The organism is Streptomyces sp. NPDC090021, assembly GCF_044748225.1.
Lineage (GTDB): Bacteria > Actinomycetota > Actinomycetes > Streptomycetales > Streptomycetaceae > Streptomyces.
In genome coordinates this window covers 1-19,374 of record NZ_JBIVFO010000059.1, presented here as the reverse complement: position 1 = coordinate 19,374, position 19,374 = coordinate 1, and the positions used below count along the sequence as shown (strand labels likewise).

The 19,374-nt window shown below is 72.0% G+C and carries 18 protein-coding genes; 13 read left to right on the top strand and 5 right to left on the bottom strand.

The window, feature by feature from the left end; translation table 11 throughout:
• Nucleotides 1-35: 35 nt before the first annotated feature.
• Nucleotides 36-1,361: a DUF2252 domain-containing protein gene (locus ACIPXC_RS32410; RefSeq protein ID WP_401625300.1), complete on the bottom strand. Its 1,326-nt coding sequence runs from the start codon at nucleotides 1,359-1,361 to the stop codon at nucleotides 36-38.
• A 172-nt stretch (nucleotides 1,362-1,533) separates the two neighbouring features.
• On the opposite strand from ACIPXC_RS32410, the gene dnaE reads away from it, so the two are divergent.
• Complete coding sequence (gene dnaE / locus ACIPXC_RS32405) at nucleotides 1,534-5,076, top strand: DNA polymerase III subunit alpha (RefSeq protein ID WP_401625298.1); 3,543 nt, start codon at nucleotides 1,534-1,536, stop codon at nucleotides 5,074-5,076.
• Nucleotides 5,077-5,165: 89 nt separating this feature from the next.
• On the opposite strand, the gene ACIPXC_RS32400 is transcribed toward dnaE, so the two are convergent.
• Nucleotides 5,166-5,327 (bottom strand): hypothetical protein, encoded by a 162-nt coding sequence (locus tag ACIPXC_RS32400; RefSeq protein WP_401625295.1) that lies wholly within the window; start codon nucleotides 5,325-5,327, stop codon nucleotides 5,166-5,168.
• A 221-nt stretch (nucleotides 5,328-5,548) separates the two neighbouring features.
• On the opposite strand from ACIPXC_RS32400, the gene ACIPXC_RS32395 reads away from it, so the two are divergent.
• The 4 genes from ACIPXC_RS32395 to ACIPXC_RS32380 all read left to right on the top strand — a co-directional run bounded on the left by ACIPXC_RS32395 (nucleotide 5,549) and on the right by ACIPXC_RS32380 (nucleotide 9,476).
• Nucleotides 5,549-6,856 carry an NYN domain-containing protein gene (locus ACIPXC_RS32395; protein ID WP_401625292.1) on the top strand — a complete coding sequence of 436 codons (1,308 nt, stop codon included), beginning with the start codon at nucleotides 5,549-5,551 and terminating at the stop codon, nucleotides 6,854-6,856.
• A 28-nt stretch (nucleotides 6,857-6,884) separates the two neighbouring features.
• A complete protein-coding gene (locus ACIPXC_RS32390; protein WP_401625290.1) occupies nucleotides 6,885-7,922 on the top strand; it encodes an ABC transporter ATP-binding protein in 1,038 nt (345 codons plus the stop codon).
• A 68-nt stretch (nucleotides 7,923-7,990) separates the two neighbouring features.
• The gene (locus tag ACIPXC_RS32385) at nucleotides 7,991-8,755 is read left to right on the top strand and encodes an ABC transporter permease (RefSeq protein ID WP_401625334.1); all 765 of its coding nucleotides are present in this window, start codon (nucleotides 7,991-7,993) and stop codon (nucleotides 8,753-8,755) included.
• A 34-nt stretch (nucleotides 8,756-8,789) separates the two neighbouring features.
• On the top strand, nucleotides 8,790-9,476 hold the full coding sequence (locus tag ACIPXC_RS32380) for a hypothetical protein (protein WP_401625287.1): 687 nt from the start codon (nucleotides 8,790-8,792) through the stop codon (nucleotides 9,474-9,476).
• A gap of 693 nt (nucleotides 9,477-10,169) precedes the next feature.
• Here ACIPXC_RS32380 and ybaK read toward each other — a convergent pair.
• Genes ybaK through ACIPXC_RS32365 form a run of 3 tightly spaced genes read right to left on the bottom strand, consistent with a single transcriptional unit; the run spans nucleotide 10,170 to nucleotide 13,045 of the window.
• Nucleotides 10,170-10,664: a Cys-tRNA(Pro) deacylase gene (gene ybaK, locus ACIPXC_RS32375; RefSeq protein WP_401625284.1), complete on the bottom strand. Its 495-nt coding sequence runs from the start codon at nucleotides 10,662-10,664 to the stop codon at nucleotides 10,170-10,172.
• Between the two features lie 10 nt (nucleotides 10,665-10,674).
• On the bottom strand, nucleotides 10,675-11,412 hold the full coding sequence (locus ACIPXC_RS32370) for an LON peptidase substrate-binding domain-containing protein (RefSeq protein ID WP_030964999.1): 738 nt from the start codon (nucleotides 11,410-11,412) through the stop codon (nucleotides 10,675-10,677).
• A 34-nt stretch (nucleotides 11,413-11,446) separates the two neighbouring features.
• Complete coding sequence (locus ACIPXC_RS32365; RefSeq protein WP_401625280.1) at nucleotides 11,447-13,045, bottom strand: oxidoreductase; 1,599 nt, start codon at nucleotides 13,043-13,045, stop codon at nucleotides 11,447-11,449.
• Nucleotides 13,046-13,180: 135 nt separating this feature from the next.
• On the opposite strand from ACIPXC_RS32365, the gene hisD reads away from it, so the two are divergent.
• The 8 genes from hisD to hisF are packed head-to-tail and all read left to right on the top strand — an operon-like array spanning nucleotide 13,181 to nucleotide 18,936.
• Nucleotides 13,181-14,548: a histidinol dehydrogenase gene (gene hisD / locus ACIPXC_RS32360; RefSeq protein WP_401625277.1), complete on the top strand. Its 1,368-nt coding sequence runs from the start codon at nucleotides 13,181-13,183 to the stop codon at nucleotides 14,546-14,548.
• A complete protein-coding gene (locus tag ACIPXC_RS32355; protein WP_401625274.1) occupies nucleotides 14,545-15,654 on the top strand; it encodes a histidinol-phosphate transaminase in 1,110 nt (369 codons plus the stop codon). Before hisD ends, ACIPXC_RS32355 begins: the two co-directional genes overlap by 4 nt.
• Nucleotides 15,651-16,244, top strand: coding sequence for an imidazoleglycerol-phosphate dehydratase HisB (gene hisB, locus ACIPXC_RS32350; RefSeq protein ID WP_381704006.1), 594 nt, complete (start codon nucleotides 15,651-15,653; stop codon nucleotides 16,242-16,244). Before ACIPXC_RS32355 ends, hisB begins: the two co-directional genes overlap by 4 nt.
• A gap of 2 nt (nucleotides 16,245-16,246) precedes the next feature.
• A complete protein-coding gene (locus ACIPXC_RS32345; RefSeq protein WP_030855494.1) occupies nucleotides 16,247-16,414 on the top strand; it encodes a hypothetical protein in 168 nt (55 codons plus the stop codon).
• The gene (gene hisH, locus ACIPXC_RS32340; protein WP_030964994.1) at nucleotides 16,411-17,061 is read left to right on the top strand and encodes an imidazole glycerol phosphate synthase subunit HisH; all 651 of its coding nucleotides are present in this window, start codon (nucleotides 16,411-16,413) and stop codon (nucleotides 17,059-17,061) included. The genes ACIPXC_RS32345 and hisH overlap by 4 nt, the downstream gene beginning before the upstream one ends.
• The gene (gene priA, locus ACIPXC_RS32335; protein ID WP_401625269.1) at nucleotides 17,061-17,789 is read left to right on the top strand and encodes a bifunctional 1-(5-phosphoribosyl)-5-((5-phosphoribosylamino)methylideneamino)imidazole-4-carboxamide isomerase/phosphoribosylanthranilate isomerase PriA; all 729 of its coding nucleotides are present in this window, start codon (nucleotides 17,061-17,063) and stop codon (nucleotides 17,787-17,789) included. The genes hisH and priA overlap by 1 nt, the downstream gene beginning before the upstream one ends.
• The gene (locus tag ACIPXC_RS32330; RefSeq protein ID WP_401625267.1) at nucleotides 17,786-18,184 is read left to right on the top strand and encodes a RidA family protein; all 399 of its coding nucleotides are present in this window, start codon (nucleotides 17,786-17,788) and stop codon (nucleotides 18,182-18,184) included. The genes priA and ACIPXC_RS32330 overlap by 4 nt, the downstream gene beginning before the upstream one ends.
• Nucleotides 18,181-18,936 carry an imidazole glycerol phosphate synthase subunit HisF gene (hisF, locus tag ACIPXC_RS32325; protein ID WP_401625264.1) on the top strand — a complete coding sequence of 252 codons (756 nt, stop codon included), beginning with the start codon at nucleotides 18,181-18,183 and terminating at the stop codon, nucleotides 18,934-18,936. Before ACIPXC_RS32330 ends, hisF begins: the two co-directional genes overlap by 4 nt.
• Nucleotides 18,937-19,374: the final 438 nt, after the last annotated feature.

The following is a 19,374-nucleotide window of genomic DNA, read 5'->3' as shown; positions in this document are numbered from 1 at the left end:
TCGCGAGTGTGCCACGTGTTCCTGTGGAAGCCGGTTCAGGGGGTGAGGCGCCCGTTGCGGAACAGGTCCACGAAGATCTGGTGATCGGCGCGCGCCCGCGCCCCGTACGCGTGCGCGAAGTCCACCAGCAGCTCCGCGAACCCCTCCTCCTCCGCCGCGATCGCCGCGTCGATGGCCCGCTCGGTGGAGAACGGAACCAGGGACTGCCCGCTCTCCGCCTCGTCGGCCGACGCGTGCATGGTCGCCGTGGCCCGGCCGAGGTCCGCGACCACCGCCGCGATCTCCTCCGGGTCGTCCAGGTCCGACCAGTCCAGGTCCACCGCGTACGGGGAGACCTCCGCCACCAGCTGCCCGGCGCCGTCCAGCTCCGTCCAGCCCAGCCACGGATCGGCGTGCGCCTGCAGCGCCCGCTGCGAGATCACCGTGCGGTGCCCCTCGTGCCGGAAGTACTCCCGCACCGCCCGGTCCGTGATGTGCCGGGAGACCGCCGGGGTCTGCGCCTGCTTGAGGTAGATCACGACGTCGTTCTCCAGGGCGTCGCTGTGCCCCTCCAGCAGGATGTTGTACGAGGGCAGGCCCGCCGAGCCGATGCCGACGCCCCGGCGGCCGACGACGTCCTTGACCCGGTAGGAGTCGGGGCGCACCAGGGACTCGTCGGGAAGCGTCTCCAGGTACCCGTCGAAGGCGGCCAGCACCTTGTAGCGGGTCGCGGCGTCCAGCTCGACGGCGCCGCCGCCGGCCGTGAAGCGGCGCTCGTGGTCCCGTATCTCCGTCATGGAGTCCAGGAGGGAGAAGCGGGTGCGGGAGCGGGCCGCGCGCAGCGCGTCCAGCAGCGGGCCCTCGGCGGTGTCCAGGGTGAAGGAGGGGACCTCCTCGTCCTTGGCGCCCTTCGCCAGCAGGTGGATCCGCTCCCGGTAGGCGCCGGCGTAGATCCGCACCAGTTCGCTTATCTGGTCGTCGCTGAGCGCCTTGGTGTAGCCGATCAGCGCGACGGAGGCGGCGAAGCGCTTGAGGTCCCAGGTGAAGGGTCCGATATGGGCCTCGTCGAAGTCGTTGACGTTGAAGACCAGCCGGCCGTTGGAGTCCATGTACGTGCCGAAGTTCTCGGCGTGGAGATCGCCGTGGATCCACACCCGGCCCGTCCGCTCGTCCAGGTACGGACCACCGTGCCGGTCCCGCTCCAGGTCCGAGTAGAACAGGCAGGCCGTACCGCGGTAGAAGGCGAAGGCCGAGGCCGCCATCTTGCGGAACTTGACGCGGAACGCAGCGGGGTCGGCGGCGAGCAGTTCACCGAATGCGGTGTCGAACACGTCGAGGATCTCCTCGGCGCGCTGCTCGTCGGTCGTCTCGGGGACCGCCATGGCGGGTTCCTCCTGGTACACGGGCTGGTACGGGCTCTGCCGGACGGGACGTGGGACCGGTGCCCCTGGTTCTGCAACGCCCGACCGTACCGCCGCGTGCCCCGGATCTGTCACCCGCGGGACGTAGGATTCGAAGCTGCCCCCCTCCCCCCGCCGCCAGGAGACCAGCGCCGTGACCAAGACGCCGTTCACGCACCTCCACGTCCACACCCAGTACTCGCTGCTGGACGGTGCCGCACGGCTGAAGGACATGTTCAACGCGTGCAACGAGATGGGCATGACGCACATCGCCATGTCCGACCACGGCAACCTGCACGGGGCCTACGACTTCTTCCACACCGCCCAGAAGGCCGGGATCACGCCGATCATCGGCATCGAGGCGTACGTCGCTCCCGAGTCCCGGCGCAACAAGCGCCGCATCCAGTGGGGCCAGCCCCACCAGAAGCGCGACGACGTCTCCGGCTCCGGCGGTTACACGCACAAGACGATCTGGGCGGCGAACTCCACCGGCCTGCACAACCTCTTCCGGCTGTCCTCCGACGCGTACGCCGAGGGCTGGCTCACGAAGTGGCCGCGCATGGACAAGGAGACCATCAGCACGTGGTCCGAGGGGCTGATCGCCTCCACCGGCTGCCCCTCCGGCGAGCTGCAGACCCGCCTGCGCCTCGGCCAGTTCGACGAGGCCCTGAAGTCGGCCTCCGAGTACCAGGACATCTTCGGCAAGGACCGCTACTTCCTGGAGCTGATGGACCACGGCATCGAGATCGAGCGCCGGGTCCGCGACGGACTGCTGGAGATCGGCAAGAAGCTCGGCATCCCGCCGCTGGTGACGAACGACTCGCACTACACCTACGCCAGCGAGGCCACCGCCCACGACGCCCTGCTGTGCATCCAGACCGGCAAGAACCTCTCGGACCCCGACCGCTTCCGCTTCGACGGCTCCGGCTACTACCTGAAGTCGACCGACGAGATGTACGCCATCGACTCCTCGGACGCCTGGCAGGAGGGCTGCGCCAACACCAGGCTGGTCGCCGACCAGATCGACACCGAGGGCATGTTCACCTTCCGGAACCTGATGCCGAAGTTCGACATCCCGGACGGCTACACCGAGGTCACCTGGTTCCGCGAGGAGACCATGCGCGGCATGCACCGCCGCTTCCCCGGGGGCATCCCCGAGGACCGCATGAAGCAGGTCGAGTACGAGATGGACACGATCATCTCGATGGGCTTCCCGGGCTACTTCCTCGTGGTCGCCGACTTCATCATGTGGGCCAAGAACCAGGGCATCGCGGTCGGCCCCGGCCGAGGCTCCGCGGCCGGCTCGATCGTCGCCTACGCCATGGGCATCACCGACCTCGACCCCATCCCGCACGGCCTGATCTTCGAGCGCTTCCTCAACCCCGAGCGCGTCTCCATGCCCGACGTCGACATCGACTTCGACGAGCGTCGGCGCGTCGAGGTGATCCGGTACGTGACCGAGAAGTACGGCGCCGACAAGGTCGCCATGATCGGCACCTACGGCACCATCAAGGCCAAGAACGCGATCAAGGACTCCGCCCGCGTCCTCGGCTACCCGTACGCCATGGGCGACCGGCTCACCAAGGCCATGCCCGCCGACGTCCTCGGCAAGGGCATCCCGCTCTCCGGCATCCTCGACCCCTCGCACCCCCGCTACAGCGAGGCCGGCGAGATCCGCTCGATGTACGAGAACGAGCCGGACGTGAAGAAGGTCATCGACACCGCCCGCGGTGTGGAGGGCCTGGTCCGCCAGATGGGCGTGCACGCCGCCGGCGTGATCATGTCCAGCGAGCGGATCACCGACCACGTGCCCGTCTGGGTGCGGCACACCGACGGCGTCACCATCACCCAGTGGGACTACCCGAGCTGCGAGTCGCTCGGCCTGCTGAAGATGGACTTCCTGGGCCTGCGCAACCTCACGATCATGGACGACGCCGTCAAGATGGTGAAGGCCAACAAGGGGATCGACATCGACCTCCTGGGCCTCCCGCTCGACGACCCCAAGACCTTCGAGCTGCTCCAGCGCGGCGACACCCTCGGCGTCTTCCAGTTCGACGGCGGCCCCATGCGCTCCCTGCTGCGCCTGATGAAGCCCGACAACTTCGAAGACATCTCCGCCGTGTCGGCCCTGTACCGGCCGGGCCCGATGGGCATGAACTCGCACACGAACTACGCCCTGCGCAAGAACAAGCAGCAGGAGATCACCCCGATCCACCCCGAGCTGGAGAAGCCGCTCGAAGAGGTGCTCGCGGTCACCTACGGCCTCATCGTCTACCAGGAGCAGGTCCAGAAGGCCGCCCAGATCATCGCCGGCTACTCGCTTGGCGAGGCCGACATCCTGCGCCGCGTGATGGGCAAGAAGAAGCCCGAGGAACTGGCCAAGAACTTCACGATCTTCCAGGAGGGCGCCCGGAAGAACGGCTACACCGACCAGGCCATCCAGGCCCTCTGGGACGTCCTGGTCCCCTTCGCCGGCTACGCCTTCAACAAGGCCCACTCGGCCGCGTACGGCCTGGTCTCCTACTGGACCGCCTACCTCAAGGCGAACTACCCGGCCGAGTACATGGCCGGCCTGCTCACCTCGGTCAAGGACGACAAGGACAAGTCCGCGATCTACCTGAACGAGTGCCGCCGTATGGGCATCAAGGTGCTCCCGCCCAACGTCAACGAGTCCGAGTCGAACTTCGCCGCGCAGGGCGACGACGTGATCCTCTTCGGCCTCACCGCCGTCCGCAACGTCGGCCAGAACGTCGTCGACTCGATCATCAAGACCAGGAAGGCCAAGGGGAAGTACTCCTCCTTCCCCGACTTCCTCGACAAGGTCGAGGCCGTCGTCTGCAACAAGCGCACCATCGAGTCGCTGATCAAGGCCGGCGCCTACGACGAGATGGGCCACACCCGCAAGGGCCTGGTCGCCCACCACGAGTCCATGATCGACAACGTGGTCGCCGTCAAGCGCAAGGAGGCCGAGGGACAGTTCGACCTCTTCGGCGGAATGGGTGACGACGACGGCGGCGACGAGCCCGGCTTCGGCCTCGACGTGGAGTTCTCCGACGTCGAATGGGAGAAGTCCTACCTGCTCGCCCAGGAACGCGAGATGCTCGGCCTCTACGTCTCCGACCACCCGCTCTTCGGTCTGGAACACGTGCTCTCCGACAAGACCGACGCCGGTATCTCCCAGCTCACCGGCGGCGAGCACTCCGACGGCGCCGTCGTCACCATCGGCGGCATCATCTCCGGCCTCCAGCGCAAGATGACCAAGCAGGGCAACGCCTGGGCCATCGCCACCGTCGAGGACCTGGCCGGCTCCATCGAGTGCATGTTCTTCCCCGCGACCTACCAGCTCGTCTCCACCCAGCTGGTCGAGGACACCGTCGTCTTCGTCAAGGGCCGCCTCGACAAGCGCGAGGACGTCCCCCGCCTGGTCGCCATGGAGATGATGGTCCCCGACCTCTCCTCGGCCGGCACCAACGCCCCCGTGGTCCTCACCATCCCCACGGTCAAGGTCACACCCCCGATGGTGACCCGTCTGGGGGAGATCCTGCGCCACCACAAGGGCAACACCGAGGTACGGATCAAGCTCCAGGGTCCGCGTACCACCACCGTGCTGCGCCTCGACCGGCACCGCGTCCAGCCCGACCCGGCCCTCTTCGGCGACCTGAAGGTCCTCCTCGGACCGTCCTGCCTGGCCGGATAGCGGCGGCCGCCACACGTACGCGAGGGCCTGCCCGGAGATTCCGGGCAGGCCCTCGCGGTTCCGGTCGTCACCGACCGACACGAAGCACGTCAGTTGTGGCCGAACTTCCTCTGCTTGCTCTTGTGGGCCAGATCCATGGGACTGGGTGCCTGGGACGACTGCTCGGGGGAGTCCGAAGAGCGCGACGTGTCCTGCCCGGACGAGCGGGCCTGCTGCTTCGCCGGCTGCTTCTGGTTCTTGTTCTTGGCCATGGTGGAGCCTCCGTGAGGGTCTAGGGGCCAGGACCGCCTTCACACTCACATAGCGCCAGAAACCGCGCATTTTGGATCATTACTGCGCGTAGCCGATAGCCGTCCTCCGCCGCCCCGCCGGATCCGCCACGCCGATGATCGAGTTCCGGCCTTCAACGCCCCCCAGGTCGGGCAGACTCGGGGCACCCCGGAAAACACACGGGGACCCCCCAGGGAAGAGGGTGGAACGCGTGGACCGCTGCGTCGTCCTGGTGGACGCCGGCTACCTGCTGGGCGCCGCCGCCAGCCTTCTCGCCGGGGAGCCCTCCCGCTCCCGGATCACCGTCGACCATGCCGCCCTGATCCAGGGCCTGCGCGAGCGGGCCGAGGCCGACACCCAGCAGCCCCTGCTGCGCATCTACTGGTTCGACGGCGCACCCGACCGGGTGCCGCAGCCCGAACACCGCAGGCTGCGCGTCATGTCCCGGGTCACCGTCCGCCTCGGCGCCCTGACCCGCAGCGACGGCCGCTGGGCCCAGAAGGGCGTCGACGCCGCCATGCACGCCGAACTCACCGAGCTCGCCCGCAACCGCGCCTGCTCCGACGTGGTCCTCGTCACCGGCGACGGCGACCTCCTCCCCGGCCTGATGTCCGCCAAGGAACACGGCGTCGCCGTCCACCTGTGGGCCGTCCAGGCCGCCGACGGCGACTACAACCAGTCCGAGGACCTCGTCGCCGAAGCCGACGAACGCCGCGTCCTCGACCGGGCCTGGATCACCCGGGCCGTCCGCGCCAAGGACCTCGCCGGACTGTGCTCCCCGCCGCCCGTGCCCCGCCCCGACATCGCCGCCATCCTCTCCGCCCCGCTGCCCGAGGCGGCGCTCGCCGAGGCCGCCCGCAACGGCGCCGCCGCACCCGCGGACGACGACCGGGAGGCGGTCCCCGTACCGGCGCCCACCACCCCCGGCGGAAAGAGCGTCCCCACCCCCAAGGACCTCGCCGGCGCCCTGCGCGCCCCCGGACCGCACGGCGGCCAGTCCGCCACCGCCGTCAGCACGCCCACCCCCACCAGCGCCCTGCGCTGGTCCTCCGACAAGGGCTGGATCGACCGGGCCGGACCGCTGGGCGAGCCCGCCGAGACCGCCTCGCTGCCCACCCTCGCCCAGCTCACCAGCGCCGAACAGCGCTGGGCGGACCGGGAGGAGGACATCACCACCGTCGGCGGGGACCCCTTCGAGGTGGGACAGGTGTTCGCCCGGCGCTGGATGGAACGGCTCCCCGAGACCGTGCACCTGCAGAAGCTCGCCACCATGTACCCGCGCATCCCGCACCGGATCGACGGCGAGCTGCTGCGCTACGCCGCCCGGTTCGGCCTGCTCGCGCACAAGGACGACCAGATCGACGAGCACGACCGCTACGCCATCCGCGCCGGGTTCTGGAGGGAGATCGACGTCCGGGCCGCCGCCGAGCACGTCGCCGAGGTACCGGCCGCCGCACCCGGAACCGCACCGGGCGACCTCGCCGCCCCGCTGACCCCGGCGGCCGAGTAGGGGCGGGAACCCCGTAGGCTGCTCCCTCGTGAGTACGGGCACAGCACAGGCGCAGGACAGCACGGCGACGGCCGCGGGAGCGGCTTCGGACGTGGTCTGCGCGGTACGTGACCTGGTCAAGACCTACCCCGCGGTCCGCGGACGGCGCGGCGCCCCCGCCCTGCCCGAGACCCGCGCCAACGACGGCGTCAGCCTCGACGTCCGGCGCGGCGAGATCTTCGGCCTGCTCGGCCCCAACGGCGCCGGCAAGTCCACCCTGGTCCGCCAGCTCACCGGCCTGATGCGGCCCGACTCGGGCACCGTGACCCTCCTCGGCCACGACCTCGTACGCCACCCCGGACGCGCCTCCAGGCTGCTCGCCTACCTCGGCCAGGAGTCCACGGCCCTGGACGAACTCACGGTGGCGCTGGCCGCCGAAACCACCGGACGGCTCCGCGGCCTCGACGTACGGGCCGCCCGCGCCGAGCGCGACGCCGTACTGGAGGAACTAGGGCTGGCCCCGATCGCCGGACGGCCCCTGAAGAAGCTCTCCGGCGGCCAGCGGCGCCTCGCCTGCTTCGCCGCCGCACTCGTGGGCGAGCGGCCCGTACTCGTCCTCGACGAACCCACCACCGGCATGGACCCCGTGGCCCGACGGGCTGTGTGGGCGGCCGTGGACCGGCGCCGCGCCCGGCACGGCGCGACCGTCCTGCTCGTCACCCACAACGTCATCGAGGCCGAGACCGTCCTCGACCGGGTCGCCGTCGTCGACCAGGGCAGGGTCATCGCCTGCGACACCCCCGCCGCGCTGAAGGCCCGGGTCTCCGGCGAGGTACGGCTGGAACTGGTGTGGCGCGAAACCGCTCCGCTGGACGTGCCCGAGGTCGCCCGGCTGCGCGAGCGGGCCGTCGCGTCGGGACGCCGCTGGGTGCTCCGGCTGGCGCCGGACGAGGCCCGGGCGGCGGTGGCCTCGGTCACCGGCGGCCCCGCCTTCGCCGCGCTCGACGACTTCACCCTGACCACCCCCAGCCTCGAAGACGTGTACCTGGCCCTCGGCGGCAAGACGAAAGGGCTGGTGAAGTCGTGAGCGAGCGTACGACGGGAGCCGTCCGGGCCACGCCCGCACCCGACGCCGCCGCAGCGACCCCGGCACCTGTGCCGGCGGCCGCGCCACTGGCGCCCGGCGCGCGGTTCTTCCCCGCGCTGGCCGCCGTCTACCGCGCCCAGCTGTCCCGGGCGCGGGTGGCGCGGATCCCGCTGCTGTTCGTCGCCACCTTCCAGTCCGTCGGGATCATGATCCTGATGCGGGGCGTCGTCGACGGAGGCTCGGAGGCCCGGGCCGTCGTGGCCGGTTCCTCGGTGCTCGTCGTCGCCTTCGTCGCGCTGAACCTGCTCGCGCAGTACTTCGGGCAGCTGCGGGCCGGCGGCGGACTCGACCACTACGCCACCCTGCCGGTACCGCCCGCCTCGGTGGTGCTGGGCGCCGCAGCCGCGTACGCCTCCTTCACCCTGCCGGGGACGCTGGTCACGGCGGTCTTCGGGTGCCTGCTCTTCGGCCTGCCGATGGGCGGGCTGTGGATCCTGGCCGCCGTGGTGCCGCTGGCCGGGGCCGCGCTGGCCGGGCTCGGCGCGGCGCTGGGACTGCTGGCCCCGCGCCAGGAGCTGGCCACCCTCGCGGGCCAGCTCGGGATGTCCGCGGCCCTGCTGCTGGGGGTGCTGCCGCCCGAGCGGATGCCCGCCGTGATCGTGTGGGCGCGTGACCTGCTGCCGTCCACGTACGGGGTGGAGGCGTTCGCCCGGACCTTCGAGCAGTCGCCGGACTGGGCCGCCGTGGCCTTCGACCTCGGCGTGTGCGGGGCCGTGGGCGTCGTCTCCCTGGCCGTGGCGACCTGGGCGTACCGCCGGGCGGCCGTCCGCTGACACCGCCGCCGGACACACCTGGCACGATGTGGGGGTGACCGAAGCCGTGACCCCGCAGTCCCCGTTCGACCCGCCGCCTTCGCCGCCCGAGAAGCCGGGTGGCACCGCCGCGGCCATCACCCCGGAGGACATCCGCGACGGGGCCGTCGTGGCCCTGGCGGTCGGTGTGGCGGGACTGCTCCTCGGACTGCTGTGGGTGTGGCTCGCGCCCCGGGTGCAGTACGTCTCCAACGGTGAGGCGGTGTTCCTGCGCAACAGCGAGAGCGAGGCGCGGATCGCCGCCGACGGCACTTTCTTCCTGCTGGCGGTGGGGCTGGGCGTGCTGAGTGCCGTCGGCACGTTCCTGTGGCGGCGGGCCGGTGGCGTGCCGCTGGTGATCGGGCTCGCCGTGGGGTCCTGCTTCGCCGCACTGGCGGGGTGGCGGTCCGGGCTGTGGCTCGGGTCGTCGTCGACCGACCTGGCCGCCGCCGCGACCGCCGCGGGCAAGGGCGTGCCGTTCGACGGACCGCTGGAGCTGATGGCGCACGGCGCGCTGCTGGCCTGGCCGATGACCGCCGTGCTGCTGCACCTGGGGTTCACCGCGCTGTGGACACCGCGGGATCCCGAGCCGGATCCGCTGTACGGGTGGAGCGGCTCCTACCAGCCGGCGCCGCCGCCGGCCGAGCGGTCGCTGCCGCCCACCGACACCGGCCCGACGGCGTCGGAGGCCCCCCGCGCCTGACCCCTCCCGGTGGTGGGGCGGTGCGGTGCCGCTGCGCGGGGCCCGCCCCGCCCTGCCCCGCTTCCCGGGCTCCGCCCCGCCCCTGCCGGACCGCGCTCCGGCCCGCCGGGCTGCGCCCCGCCCCTGCCGGGCTGCGCCCCGCCCCTGCCGGGCTGCGCTCCGGCCCTGCCGGGCTGCGCCCCGCCCCTGCCGGGCTGCGCCCCGCCCCTGCCGGGCTGCGCTCCGGCCCTGCCGGGTTGCGCTCCGGCCCTGCCGGGTTGCGCTCCGGCCCGCCGGGCTGTGCTTCGGTCCTGCCGGGTTCTGTTCCGGTCCGCCGGGTTGCGCTCCGGCCCGGGCGGGTTGCGCTCCGGTCCGCCGGGTTGCGCCCCGGCCCGGGCGGGCTCTGCTCCGGCCCCGCCGGGTTCTGTTCCGGTCCTGCCGGGTTGCGCTCCGGCCCCGCCGGGTTCTGTTCCGGTCCTGCCGGGTTGCGCTCCGGCCCGGGCGGGCTGTGCTCCGGTCCTGCCGGGTTCTGTTCCGGTCCTGCCGGGTTCTGTTCCGGTCCTGCCGGGTTCCGCTCCGGTCCCGCCGGGCTGCGCTCCGGTCCCGCCGGGTTCTGTTCCGGCCCCGCCGGGCTGCGCTCCGGCCCTGCCGGGCTCCGGGGCAGGACCCGGCAGGGAGGCCGGGTTGCGCCGGTGGAGGCTGCCGGGCCGGGGGCTAGGGGCGGCCGATCGGGGCCAGGGTGGCTTCGGTGAGGGTGGTCAGGTCCGCCGGGGAGAGCTCGATCTCCAGGCCGCGGCGGCCCGCCGAGCAGCAGATCGTGGGGTGCGCCGACGCGGACTCGTCGATCACCGTGCGCAGCCGCTTGCGCTGCCCCAGCGGGGAGATGCCCCCACGGACGTAACCCGTCGTGCGTTCCGCCAGGGCCGGGTCCGCCATCGCCGCCCGCTTGCCGCCGACCGCCGTCGCCAGCGCCTTCAGGTCCAGTGATCCCGAGACCGGGACCACCGCCACCGTCAGGACGCCGTCCACGTCCGCCACGAGGGTCTTGAAGACCTGCGTGGGCGAGACCCCCATGGCCTCGGCTGCCTCCTCGCCGTACGAGGGGTGCGCCGGGTCGTGCTCGTACGCGTGCGTGGTGAAGGCCACCCCCGCCGCCGTCAGCGCCGCGATCGCCGGAGTACCGGCCGCCTGCTTCGTCTTCTTCGCCATCGGTCCCCCGTCAGTTGGGGCTCGTCGGAGCCCGGGTCAGTTCCACCGCCGGCAGCGACGGGAGGTGGCGGATCACCGCCGTCTCCGTCCGCAGCAGCTTCAGCTCCTCCGCCAGCCGCGTCGCCGTGTCCGGGGCCTGGAGCAGCCGCTGCTTCGACGGGATGTCCAGCACCGCCGCCGCGGCCACCAGGTACGAGACCACCGACGGCTCGTCGGGGAGCTCCGCGCCCGTCAGGGACCTCTCGCGGGCCCCGGCCAGCCGCTTCTGGTAGCTGCGGAAGGCCCGCAGCACCCCCTCCGCGAGGACCCCGGCGCCGTCGCCCGCGTCCTCCGGAAGCTCCTCCAGCTCCGCCGTCAGGAACGGTCCCGAGGAATCGACCGAGAGCAGGCGGACCCGCGTCGTACCGGTCGCCAGGACCTCGAAGCTGCCGTCCTCCCGTTCCCGGATCGTCGCCGCGTCCGCGATGCAGCCCACCCGGTGGAACGCCTGGATCGGGTCCGCACCGAAGCCCGCGGACGGGCCCCGCTCGGGCAGCGCCGTCGGATCCGGCAGGCCGGGCGCGGTCGGGGCGACCTCCCGGCCGTCGCGGATCGCGACGACCGCGAAACGGCGCGGCTCGTCCTCACCCGTCTTCAGCAGCTCGCGCATCATGGCGCGATAACGCTCCTCGAAGACGTTCAGCGGGAGGACGAGTCCCGGGAACAGCACCGAGTTCAGCGGGAAGAGTGGCAGGCGAACGGTGGTCACGACGCACAGGGTAATCGTCCGCGGACGCAGCCCGTCACCCCCGCCGCAGCAGCCGGGAGGCCCCCGCCGCCACCGTCGTGGCCAGGATCCAGCCCATGATGACGAGGGCCGCCGCCCCCCACTGCCAGCCGCCCGCCAGTTTCCACTGACCCTGCTGGCCGAGGTCGATCACCGGGAGCAGCAGATCCAGCGCGAACAGCGGGGCGCTCCAGTGCGGATGCTCGTCCTGCTTGATCGCCGGCGGGTCGAGCTGCGAGAACAGCAGGGCCCCCGCCGCCCAGAGCACCGCCATCCACAGCGCCGCCCGGCCCGGCCGGTACCCGTACACCACCGTCCAGTCCTGGAGGTACCCCCACGCCTTCGGTCCCGGCGGCAGCGTGGCCCGGCGCCGCCGCTGCTTGGCCAGCAGCACCTCGCGGGCGTCCGCGTCCTCGCCGCAGGCCCGCAGCACGGCCGCCAGCCGCTCGTACGGACCCGGCGAGTACTCGGGGGTGGCCGCCTCCAGCCAGGCCAGCCGGCGGGAGAGGGGAAAGTGCCCGCGGGGCGCGAGGTTCTCGTACTCGAACCCCTCCACGGACACCCCGCCCGGGCCCGGCCAGCTCGTGGCGGTGTCGACGAGCTTGACCACCTTGGCCCCCGACACCACCACCCGGCCGCGCTCCGGCCCCTCCCCGACGAAACGGAACTCCGGGGTCTGGATCCGGCGCAGGGAGACCTCCTGCTCGTCCGCGAGCAGGAACCGCGCCCCGTAGAAGTCGATGGCGTCCCCGAACCGTCCGTCGTCCAGCCGCAGCCCGCCCCGGCACTCGAACGGCCGCGCCCGCTGCCCCCGCGTCGGCGTCCGGCCCAGCCCGTACGGGGGAGTGGAGGAGCCCGACCCGCCCCGGCCGTAGTCCATCGCGATCGACGTCAGGTACAGGGTCCGCTCCACGGTCAGCTGCGGCGCGTTCAGCGCGTACCGCCCGGAGGGGTTGCGCAGCCCGGCCCCGCGCAGGTTCATCGACACGCCGACCTTCGCGCCGCGCAGGCTCACCTCCCCGTACGCCTCCAGCAGCTCGCCCTGGAAGTCCTGCGCGACCGACATCCCGTCGGCGGCGATTGCCCGGCCCTTGTTGTCCCGCTGCACCACCGCCTGGCTGACCAGCAGGTCCGTCCCGATCTGCGCGTCGGTCAGCCGGATCCCGCGCGCCACCCGGCAGCGCGGCAGGTGCAGATCGCCCTCGGTGTGCAGCCGGGACGCCTCCAGCCTCGGGATCGCGCAGTTGACCAGGCGCAACGTGCCGAAGCGGGCCTCGGACAGCTGGATCTCGCTGTCGAAGCGGCACGACTGGAGCTCCACGTACGGAGCAACCGTCCCACCGGAAAGATCCAGCCGCCCGGTGATCCGCACGCCGCGCAGCTTCAGCGACGCCACCCGGCCCGGCACCGGCGGCGGACCGTGGAGCAGCAGCAGCGCCACCACCCGGGCGCGGACGCTGCGCCCGGGACCCCAGACGCGGTCGGAATGCGGATCGTCCTGGTCGGCGGCGCGGGCACTGAGGTCGCAGACGCTGCCGGTGCGGAAGGAGTCCCACATACGGCGCTCGGAAGCGCTCAAATCCGCCGGTTCCCCGTCCGGGCTCGCCTCGGTCACCGCGGTCCCCCTCCGCCGTCGGGTACGTGTGGGCGAACGCTAACGGGCACCGGTGACGTCCGGGGACGTCCGCGACGTGTATCAGCCAGTGATACGGGCGGACAGTGGCACCAGGCGGTCTGAGAGAATTGGGAGGTGATCTCTCGTATCGACCTGCGCGGTGACGCCCTCCCCGAGGGCGGCGCCCTGCGCAACCTGCTGCCCCGTGCCGAGTTCGACGTGGAAGCCGCCCTGGAGAAGGTGCGGCCCATCTGCGAGGACGTCCATCATCGTGGCACGGCGGCGCTGATCGAGTACGCGCAGAAGTTCGACGGGGTGACGCTGCAGCAGGTCAGGGTGCCCGCGGAGGCACTCAAGGCCGCCCTCGACGAGCTCGACCCGGCCGTCCGCGCAGCCCTGGAGGAGTCGATCCGGCGCGCCCGGATCGTGCACCGCGAGCAGCGCCGCACCGAGCACACCACCCAGGTGGTCCCCGGCGGCACCGTGACCGAGAAGTGGGTTCCGGTGGAGCGCGTGGGGCTGTACGCCCCGGGCGGCCGTTCGGTGTACCCGTCGTCCGTCGTCATGAACGTGGTGCCGGCCCAGGAGGCGGGCGTCGAGTCGATCGCGCTCGCGTCCCCGCCGCAGAAGCCCGCTTTTGAAGGTGATCCTGCCGGCGGGCTGCCGCACCCGACGATCCTCGCCGCCTGCGCCCTGCTCGGCGTGGACGAGGTGTACGCGGTCGGCGGCGCCCAGGCTGTCGCGATGTTCGCGTACGGAACGGAAGACTGCCTTCCCGCCAACATGGTCACCGGCCCCGGCAACATCTGGGTCGCCGCCGCCAAGCGCTACTTCACCGGCCGGATCGGCATCGACACCGAGGCCGGCCCGACCGAGATCGCCGTCCTCGCCGACTCCACCGCCGACCCGGTCCACGTCGCCGCCGACCTGATCAGCCAGGCCGAGCACGACCCGATGGCCGCGGCCGTCCTCGTCACGGACTCCGTGGAGCTCGCGGACGCCGTCGAGCGGGAGCTGGAGCCGCAGGTCGCCGCGACCAAGCACGTCGAGGACCGGATCAAGCCCGCCCTCGCCGGCAAGCAGTCCGCGATCGTGCTGGTCGACAGCCTGGAGGACGGCCTCAAGGTCGTCGACGCCTACGGCGCCGAGCACCTGGAGATCCAGACCGCCGACGCCGCCGCCTGGGCCGCCCGGGTCCGCAACGCCGGCGCGATCTTCGTCGGCCCGTGGGCCCCGGTGTCCCTCGGCGACTACTGCGCCGGCTCCAACCACGTCCTGCCCACCGGCGGCTGCGCCTGCCACTCCTCCGGCCTGTCCGTGCAGTCCTTCCTGCGCGGCATCCACATCGTCGACTACACCCGCGAGGCCCTCGCCGAGGTCACCCACCACGTGGTCACCCTGGCCGAGGCCGAGGACCTGCCCGCCCACGGCGCCGCCCTCAAGGCACGCTTCGGCGGAGCCGTACCGGACGAGCACAGCGGATGGAAGGTCCCGAACCAGTGAGCATCGGCATCGACGACCTCCCCATCCGCGACGAACTGCGCGGCAAGAGCCCGTACGGCGCCCCGCAGCTCGACGTGCCCGTCCAGCTGAACACCAACGAGAACCCCTACGAGCTGCCGGCCGAACTCGTCGCGCGCATCGCCGAGCGCGTCGCCGACGCCGCCCGCACCCTCAACCGCTACCCGGACCGGGACGCGGTCGAGCTGCGCACCGAGCTGGCCGCCTACCTCACCCGTACGGCCGGGCACCCGGTCGCGCGGGAGAACGTATGGGCCGCCAACGGCTCCAACGAGGTCATCCAGCAGCTGCTGCAGACCTTCGGCGGGCCCGGCCGCACCGCGATCGGCTTCGAACCCTCCTACTCCATGCACGCGCTGATCTCCCGCGGCACCGGCACGGGCTGGATCTCCGGCCCGCGCCGCGAGGATTTCACCATCGACGTGGAGGCGGCCGAGCGGGCGATCGCCGAACACGCACCCGACGTCGTCTTCATCACCTCGCCCAACAACCCCACGGGCACCGCGGTCGAGGCGGAGACAGTCCTGGCCCTCTACGAGGCGGCCCAGGCGGCCAAGCCCTCCCTCGTCATCGTCGACGAGGCCTACGTGGAGTTCAGCCACCGGGACTCGCTGCTGCCCCTCATCGAGGGCCGCCCCCACATGGTGATCTCCCGGACCATGTCCAAGGCCTTCGGCGCGGCCGGCCTGCGCCTGGGCTACCTGGCCGCGCACCCCGCCGTCGTCGACGCCGTCCAGCTGGTGCGCCTGCCGTACCACCTGTCCGCCGTCACCCAGGCGACGGCACTGGCCGCCCTGGAGCACACCGACACCCTGCTCGGCTACGTCGAGCAGCTCAAGGCCGAGCGGGACCGCCTCGTCACCGAGCTGCGGGCCATCGGCTACGAGGTCACCGAGTCCGACGCGAACTTCATCCAGTTCGGGAAGTTCGAGGACTCGCACACCGCCTGGCAGAAGATCCTCGACCACGGGGTGCTGGTCCGGGACAACGGCGTACCCGGCCGGCTGCGGGTCACCGCCGGCACCCCGGCAGAGAACGACGCGTTCCTGGAAGCGGTTCGCGCACTGAAGAAGGAGCAGCACGCATGAGCCGCATCGGACGGGTCGAACGGACCACCAAGGAGACCTCCGTCGTCGTCGAGATAAACCTCGACGGAACCGGCCAGGTCGACGTCTCGACGGGCGTGGGCTTCTACGACCACATGCTCGACCAGCTCGGCCGCCACGGCCTCTTCGACCTCACCGTCAAGACCGACGGCGACCTGCACATCGACTCCCACCACACCATCGAGGACACCGCCCTCGCGCTCGGCGCCGCCTTCAGGCAGGCCCTCGGCGACAAGGTGGGCATCTACCGGTTCGGCAACTGCACCGTGCCGCTCGACGAGTCCCTCGCCCAGGTGACCGTCGACCTCTCCGGCCGCCCCTACCTCGTGCACACCGAGCCCGAGAACATGGCACCGATGATCGGCTCCTACGACACGACGATGACCCGGCACATCTTCGAGTCCTTCGTCGCCCAGGCGCAGATCGCCCTGCACATCCACGTCCCGTACGGCCGCAACGCCCACCACATCGTGGAGTGCCAGTTCAAGGCCCTCGCCCGCGCGCTGCGCTACGCCGCCGAGTTCGACCCGCGCGCCGCCGGTATCCTGCCCTCCACGAAGGGCGCCCTCTAGCAGTGAACGGGCTGAACACCATCCTGATCGTCCTCGGCCTCTTCCTGGCCGGGGGCGTCTACTCCTTCCAGAAGCAGCAGATGCCCAAGTCGGTCATCATCCTGCTCGCCCTCGCCTCCGCGATGTGTCTGGCAGCCGGAGTCCTGCGAATCCAAGGAATCTGGGAATGAGCACAGCACGCCCCACCAAGAAGGTCGTCGTCTTCGACTACGGCTTCGGCAACGTCCGCTCCGCCGAACGCGCCCTCGCCCGCGTCGGCGCGGACGTCGAGATCACCCGCGACTACGACAAGGCCATGGACGCCGACGGACTCCTCGTCCCCGGCGTCGGCGCCTTCTCCGCCTGCATGCAGGGCCTCAAGGACGTCCGCGGCGACTGGATCATCGGCCGCCGCCTCTCCGGCGGCCGCCCGGTCATGGGCATCTGCGTCGGCATGCAGATCCTCTTCGAGCGAGGCATCGAACACGGCGTGGAGACTTCAGGTCTCGACGAGTGGCCCGGCACGGTCGGCCCGCTCAAGGCCCCGATCGTCCCCCACATGGGCTGGAACACCGTCGAGGCCCCGGCCGACAGCCAGGCCTTCGCCGGCCTCGACGCCGACGCCCGGTTCTACTTCGTGCACTCCTACGCGGCACGCGACTGGAGCCTGGAAGTCACCAACCCGCTGATCCGCGCCCCCAAGGTCACCTGGGCCACCCACGGCGAACGCTTCGTCGCGGCGGTGGAGAACGGGGCCCTGTGGGCCACCCAGTTCCACCCCGAGAAGTCCGGCGACGCCGGAGCCCAGCTCCTCACCAACTGGATCGAGACCCTCTGATGCCGAACACGCTTGAACTGCTCCCCGCGGTCGACGTCCGCGACGGCCAGGCCGTCCGCCTCGTCCACGGCGTCTCCGGCAGCGAGACCTCCTACGGCTCCCCGCTGCAGGCCGCCCTCGCCTGGCAGGCCGCCGGCGCCGAGTGGCTCCACCTGGTCGACCTGGACGCGGCCTTCGGCACCGGCGACAACCGCGCCCTGGTCGCCGAGATCACCCGCGCCATGGACATCAAGGTCGAGCTGTCCGGCGGCATCCGCGACGACGCCTCGCTCGCCGCGGCCCTCGCCACCGGCTGCACCCGCGTCAACCTCGGCACCGCCGCCCTGGAGACCCCCGAGTGGGCCGCCAAGGCCATCGCCGAGCACGGCGAGAAGATCGCCATCGGCCTCGACGTACGCGGCACCACCCTCAAGGGCCGCGGCTGGACCAGCGAGGGCGGCGACCTCTACGAGACCCTCGCCCGCCTCGACTCCGAGGGCTGCGCCCGCTACGTCGTCACCGACATCGGCAAGGACGGCACGCTCACCGGCCCCAACCTGGAGCTGCTGAAGAACGTCTGCGCCGCCACCGACCGGCCCGTCGTCGCCTCCGGCGGCGTCTCCTCCCTGGACGACCTGCGGGCCCTGTCCGAGCTGGTGCCGCTGGGCGTCGAGGGCGCGATCGTCGGCAAGGCCCTGTACGCCAAGGCCTTCACCCTGGAAGAAGCCCTGAAGGTGGTCTCCGCATGAGCAGCACCCCCGGCACCGGCGCCGTACGCCGGATCTCCTCCGGCGGCCCCTACGAGGACGTCATCGCGTACTCGCGCGCAGTGCAGCTGCCCAACGGCCTCGTGCTCGTCTCCGGCTGCACCGCGGCCGACGCGGGCGGCCCGTACGACCAGACCGTCGCCGCCTTCGGCGTCGCCTTCAAGGCCCTCGCCCAGGCCGGCCTCGGCCCCGAGGACGTCGTCCGCACCCGGATGTACCTGACGCACGCCCGCGACGTGGACGAGGTGGGCCGCGCCCACAAGGAACTCTTCGACGCGGTCCGCCCGGCCGCGACGATGCTCATCGTCTCCGGCTTCGTCGACCCGTCGATGGTCGTCGAGGTGGAGGTCGAGGCGTACGGGGCGGTGCCCGCATGAGCCTCGCCGTACGCGTGATCCCCTGCCTGGACGTGGACAACGGCCGGGTCGTCAAGGGCGTCAACTTCCAGAACCTGCGCGACGCGGGCGACCCGGTGGAGATGGCCAAGCTGTACGACGCCGAGGGCGCCGACGAGCTGACCTTCCTCGACATCACCGCGTCCTCCGGGAACCGCGAGACCACCTACGACGTGGTGCGCCGCACCGCCGAGCAGGTCTTCATCCCGCTGACGGTGGGCGGCGGCGTCCGCACGGCCGACGACGTCGACAAGCTGTTGCGGGCCGGAGCGGACAAGGTCGGCGTGAACACCGCGGCCATCGCCCGCCCCGAGCTGATCCAGGAGATCGCGGAACGGTTCGGGCGGCAGGTCCTCGTCCTGTCGGTCGACGCCCGCCGCACCGAGTCGGGTTCCTTCGAGGTCACCACCCACGGCGGCCGCCGGGGCACCGGCATCGACGCCGTCGAGTGGGCCCACCGGGCCGCGGAGCTGGGCGCCGGCGAGATCCTGCTCAACTCGATGGACGCGGACGGCACCAAGGACGGCTACGACGTCGAGATGATCGCGGCGGTCCGCAAGCACGTCACCGTGCCGGTGATCGCCTCCGGCGGCGCGGGCCGCCTCGCGGACTTCGCCCCGGCGATCGCGGCGGGCGCGGACGCGGTGCTCGCGGCGTCCGTGTTCCACTTCGGCGACCTGCGGATCTCCGAGGTCAAGTCGGCCCTCCGCGAAGCGGGCCACCCGGTCCGCTAGTCGCCTCCGGCGCGGTCGGCCGACTCAGGGGCTTGCCCCCGTTCCCCGTCCGCGGTTGCCCTGGCCGGGCGTGTGCGGTTGCCCTGGCCGGGCGGTGCCGAGGTTTCCCGGGTGCGGGCCGGTGGCTGCCTCTGCCCTGGCCGGGCGGGTGCAGAGGTTTTTCGTTTGCGGGCCGGTGGCCGCGCCTCAAGCTGCCCCAGCTACCGCTGGGAGGTGCCCCCTGACGGGGCTGGGTTTGGTGTCCCCGGTCGGGAGTGGCCTGGCGGGGCTGGGTTTGGCTTCGGGTGGGGCGGGGCCCCTCCGGGGGCTCTCCTCGGCTCGGCGCGCGCGGCCTTGTCCCGGTTGTACCCGGCGGTGGCGCCTCGTCCTGCGGGGAGCCCCCGCAGTGTCCCCGCCCCACGGCCCCGGCCCGTACCAGACGGGGCGACACCGCCGCGG

Coding starts and splice junctions, on each gene's coding strand:
- ACIPXC_RS32410 (WP_401625300.1), bottom strand. CDS start 1,361: ATGGCGGTCCCCGAGACGACCGACGAGCAGCGCGCCGAGGAGATCCTC.
- hisH (WP_030964994.1), top strand. CDS start 16,411: ATGAGCACAGCACGCCCCACCAAGAAGGTCGTCGTCTTCGACTACGGC.
- ACIPXC_RS32400 (WP_401625295.1), bottom strand. CDS start 5,327: ATGGCCAAGAACAAGAACCAGAAGCAGCCGGCGAAGCAGCAGGCCCGC.
- ybaK (WP_401625284.1), bottom strand. CDS start 10,664: ATGGCGAAGAAGACGAAGCAGGCGGCCGGTACTCCGGCGATCGCGGCG.
- hisB (WP_381704006.1), top strand. CDS start 15,651: ATGAGCCGCATCGGACGGGTCGAACGGACCACCAAGGAGACCTCCGTC.
- priA (WP_401625269.1), top strand. CDS start 17,061: ATGCCGAACACGCTTGAACTGCTCCCCGCGGTCGACGTCCGCGACGGC.
- hisF (WP_401625264.1), top strand. CDS start 18,181: ATGAGCCTCGCCGTACGCGTGATCCCCTGCCTGGACGTGGACAACGGC.
- ACIPXC_RS32330 (WP_401625267.1), top strand. CDS start 17,786: ATGAGCAGCACCCCCGGCACCGGCGCCGTACGCCGGATCTCCTCCGGC.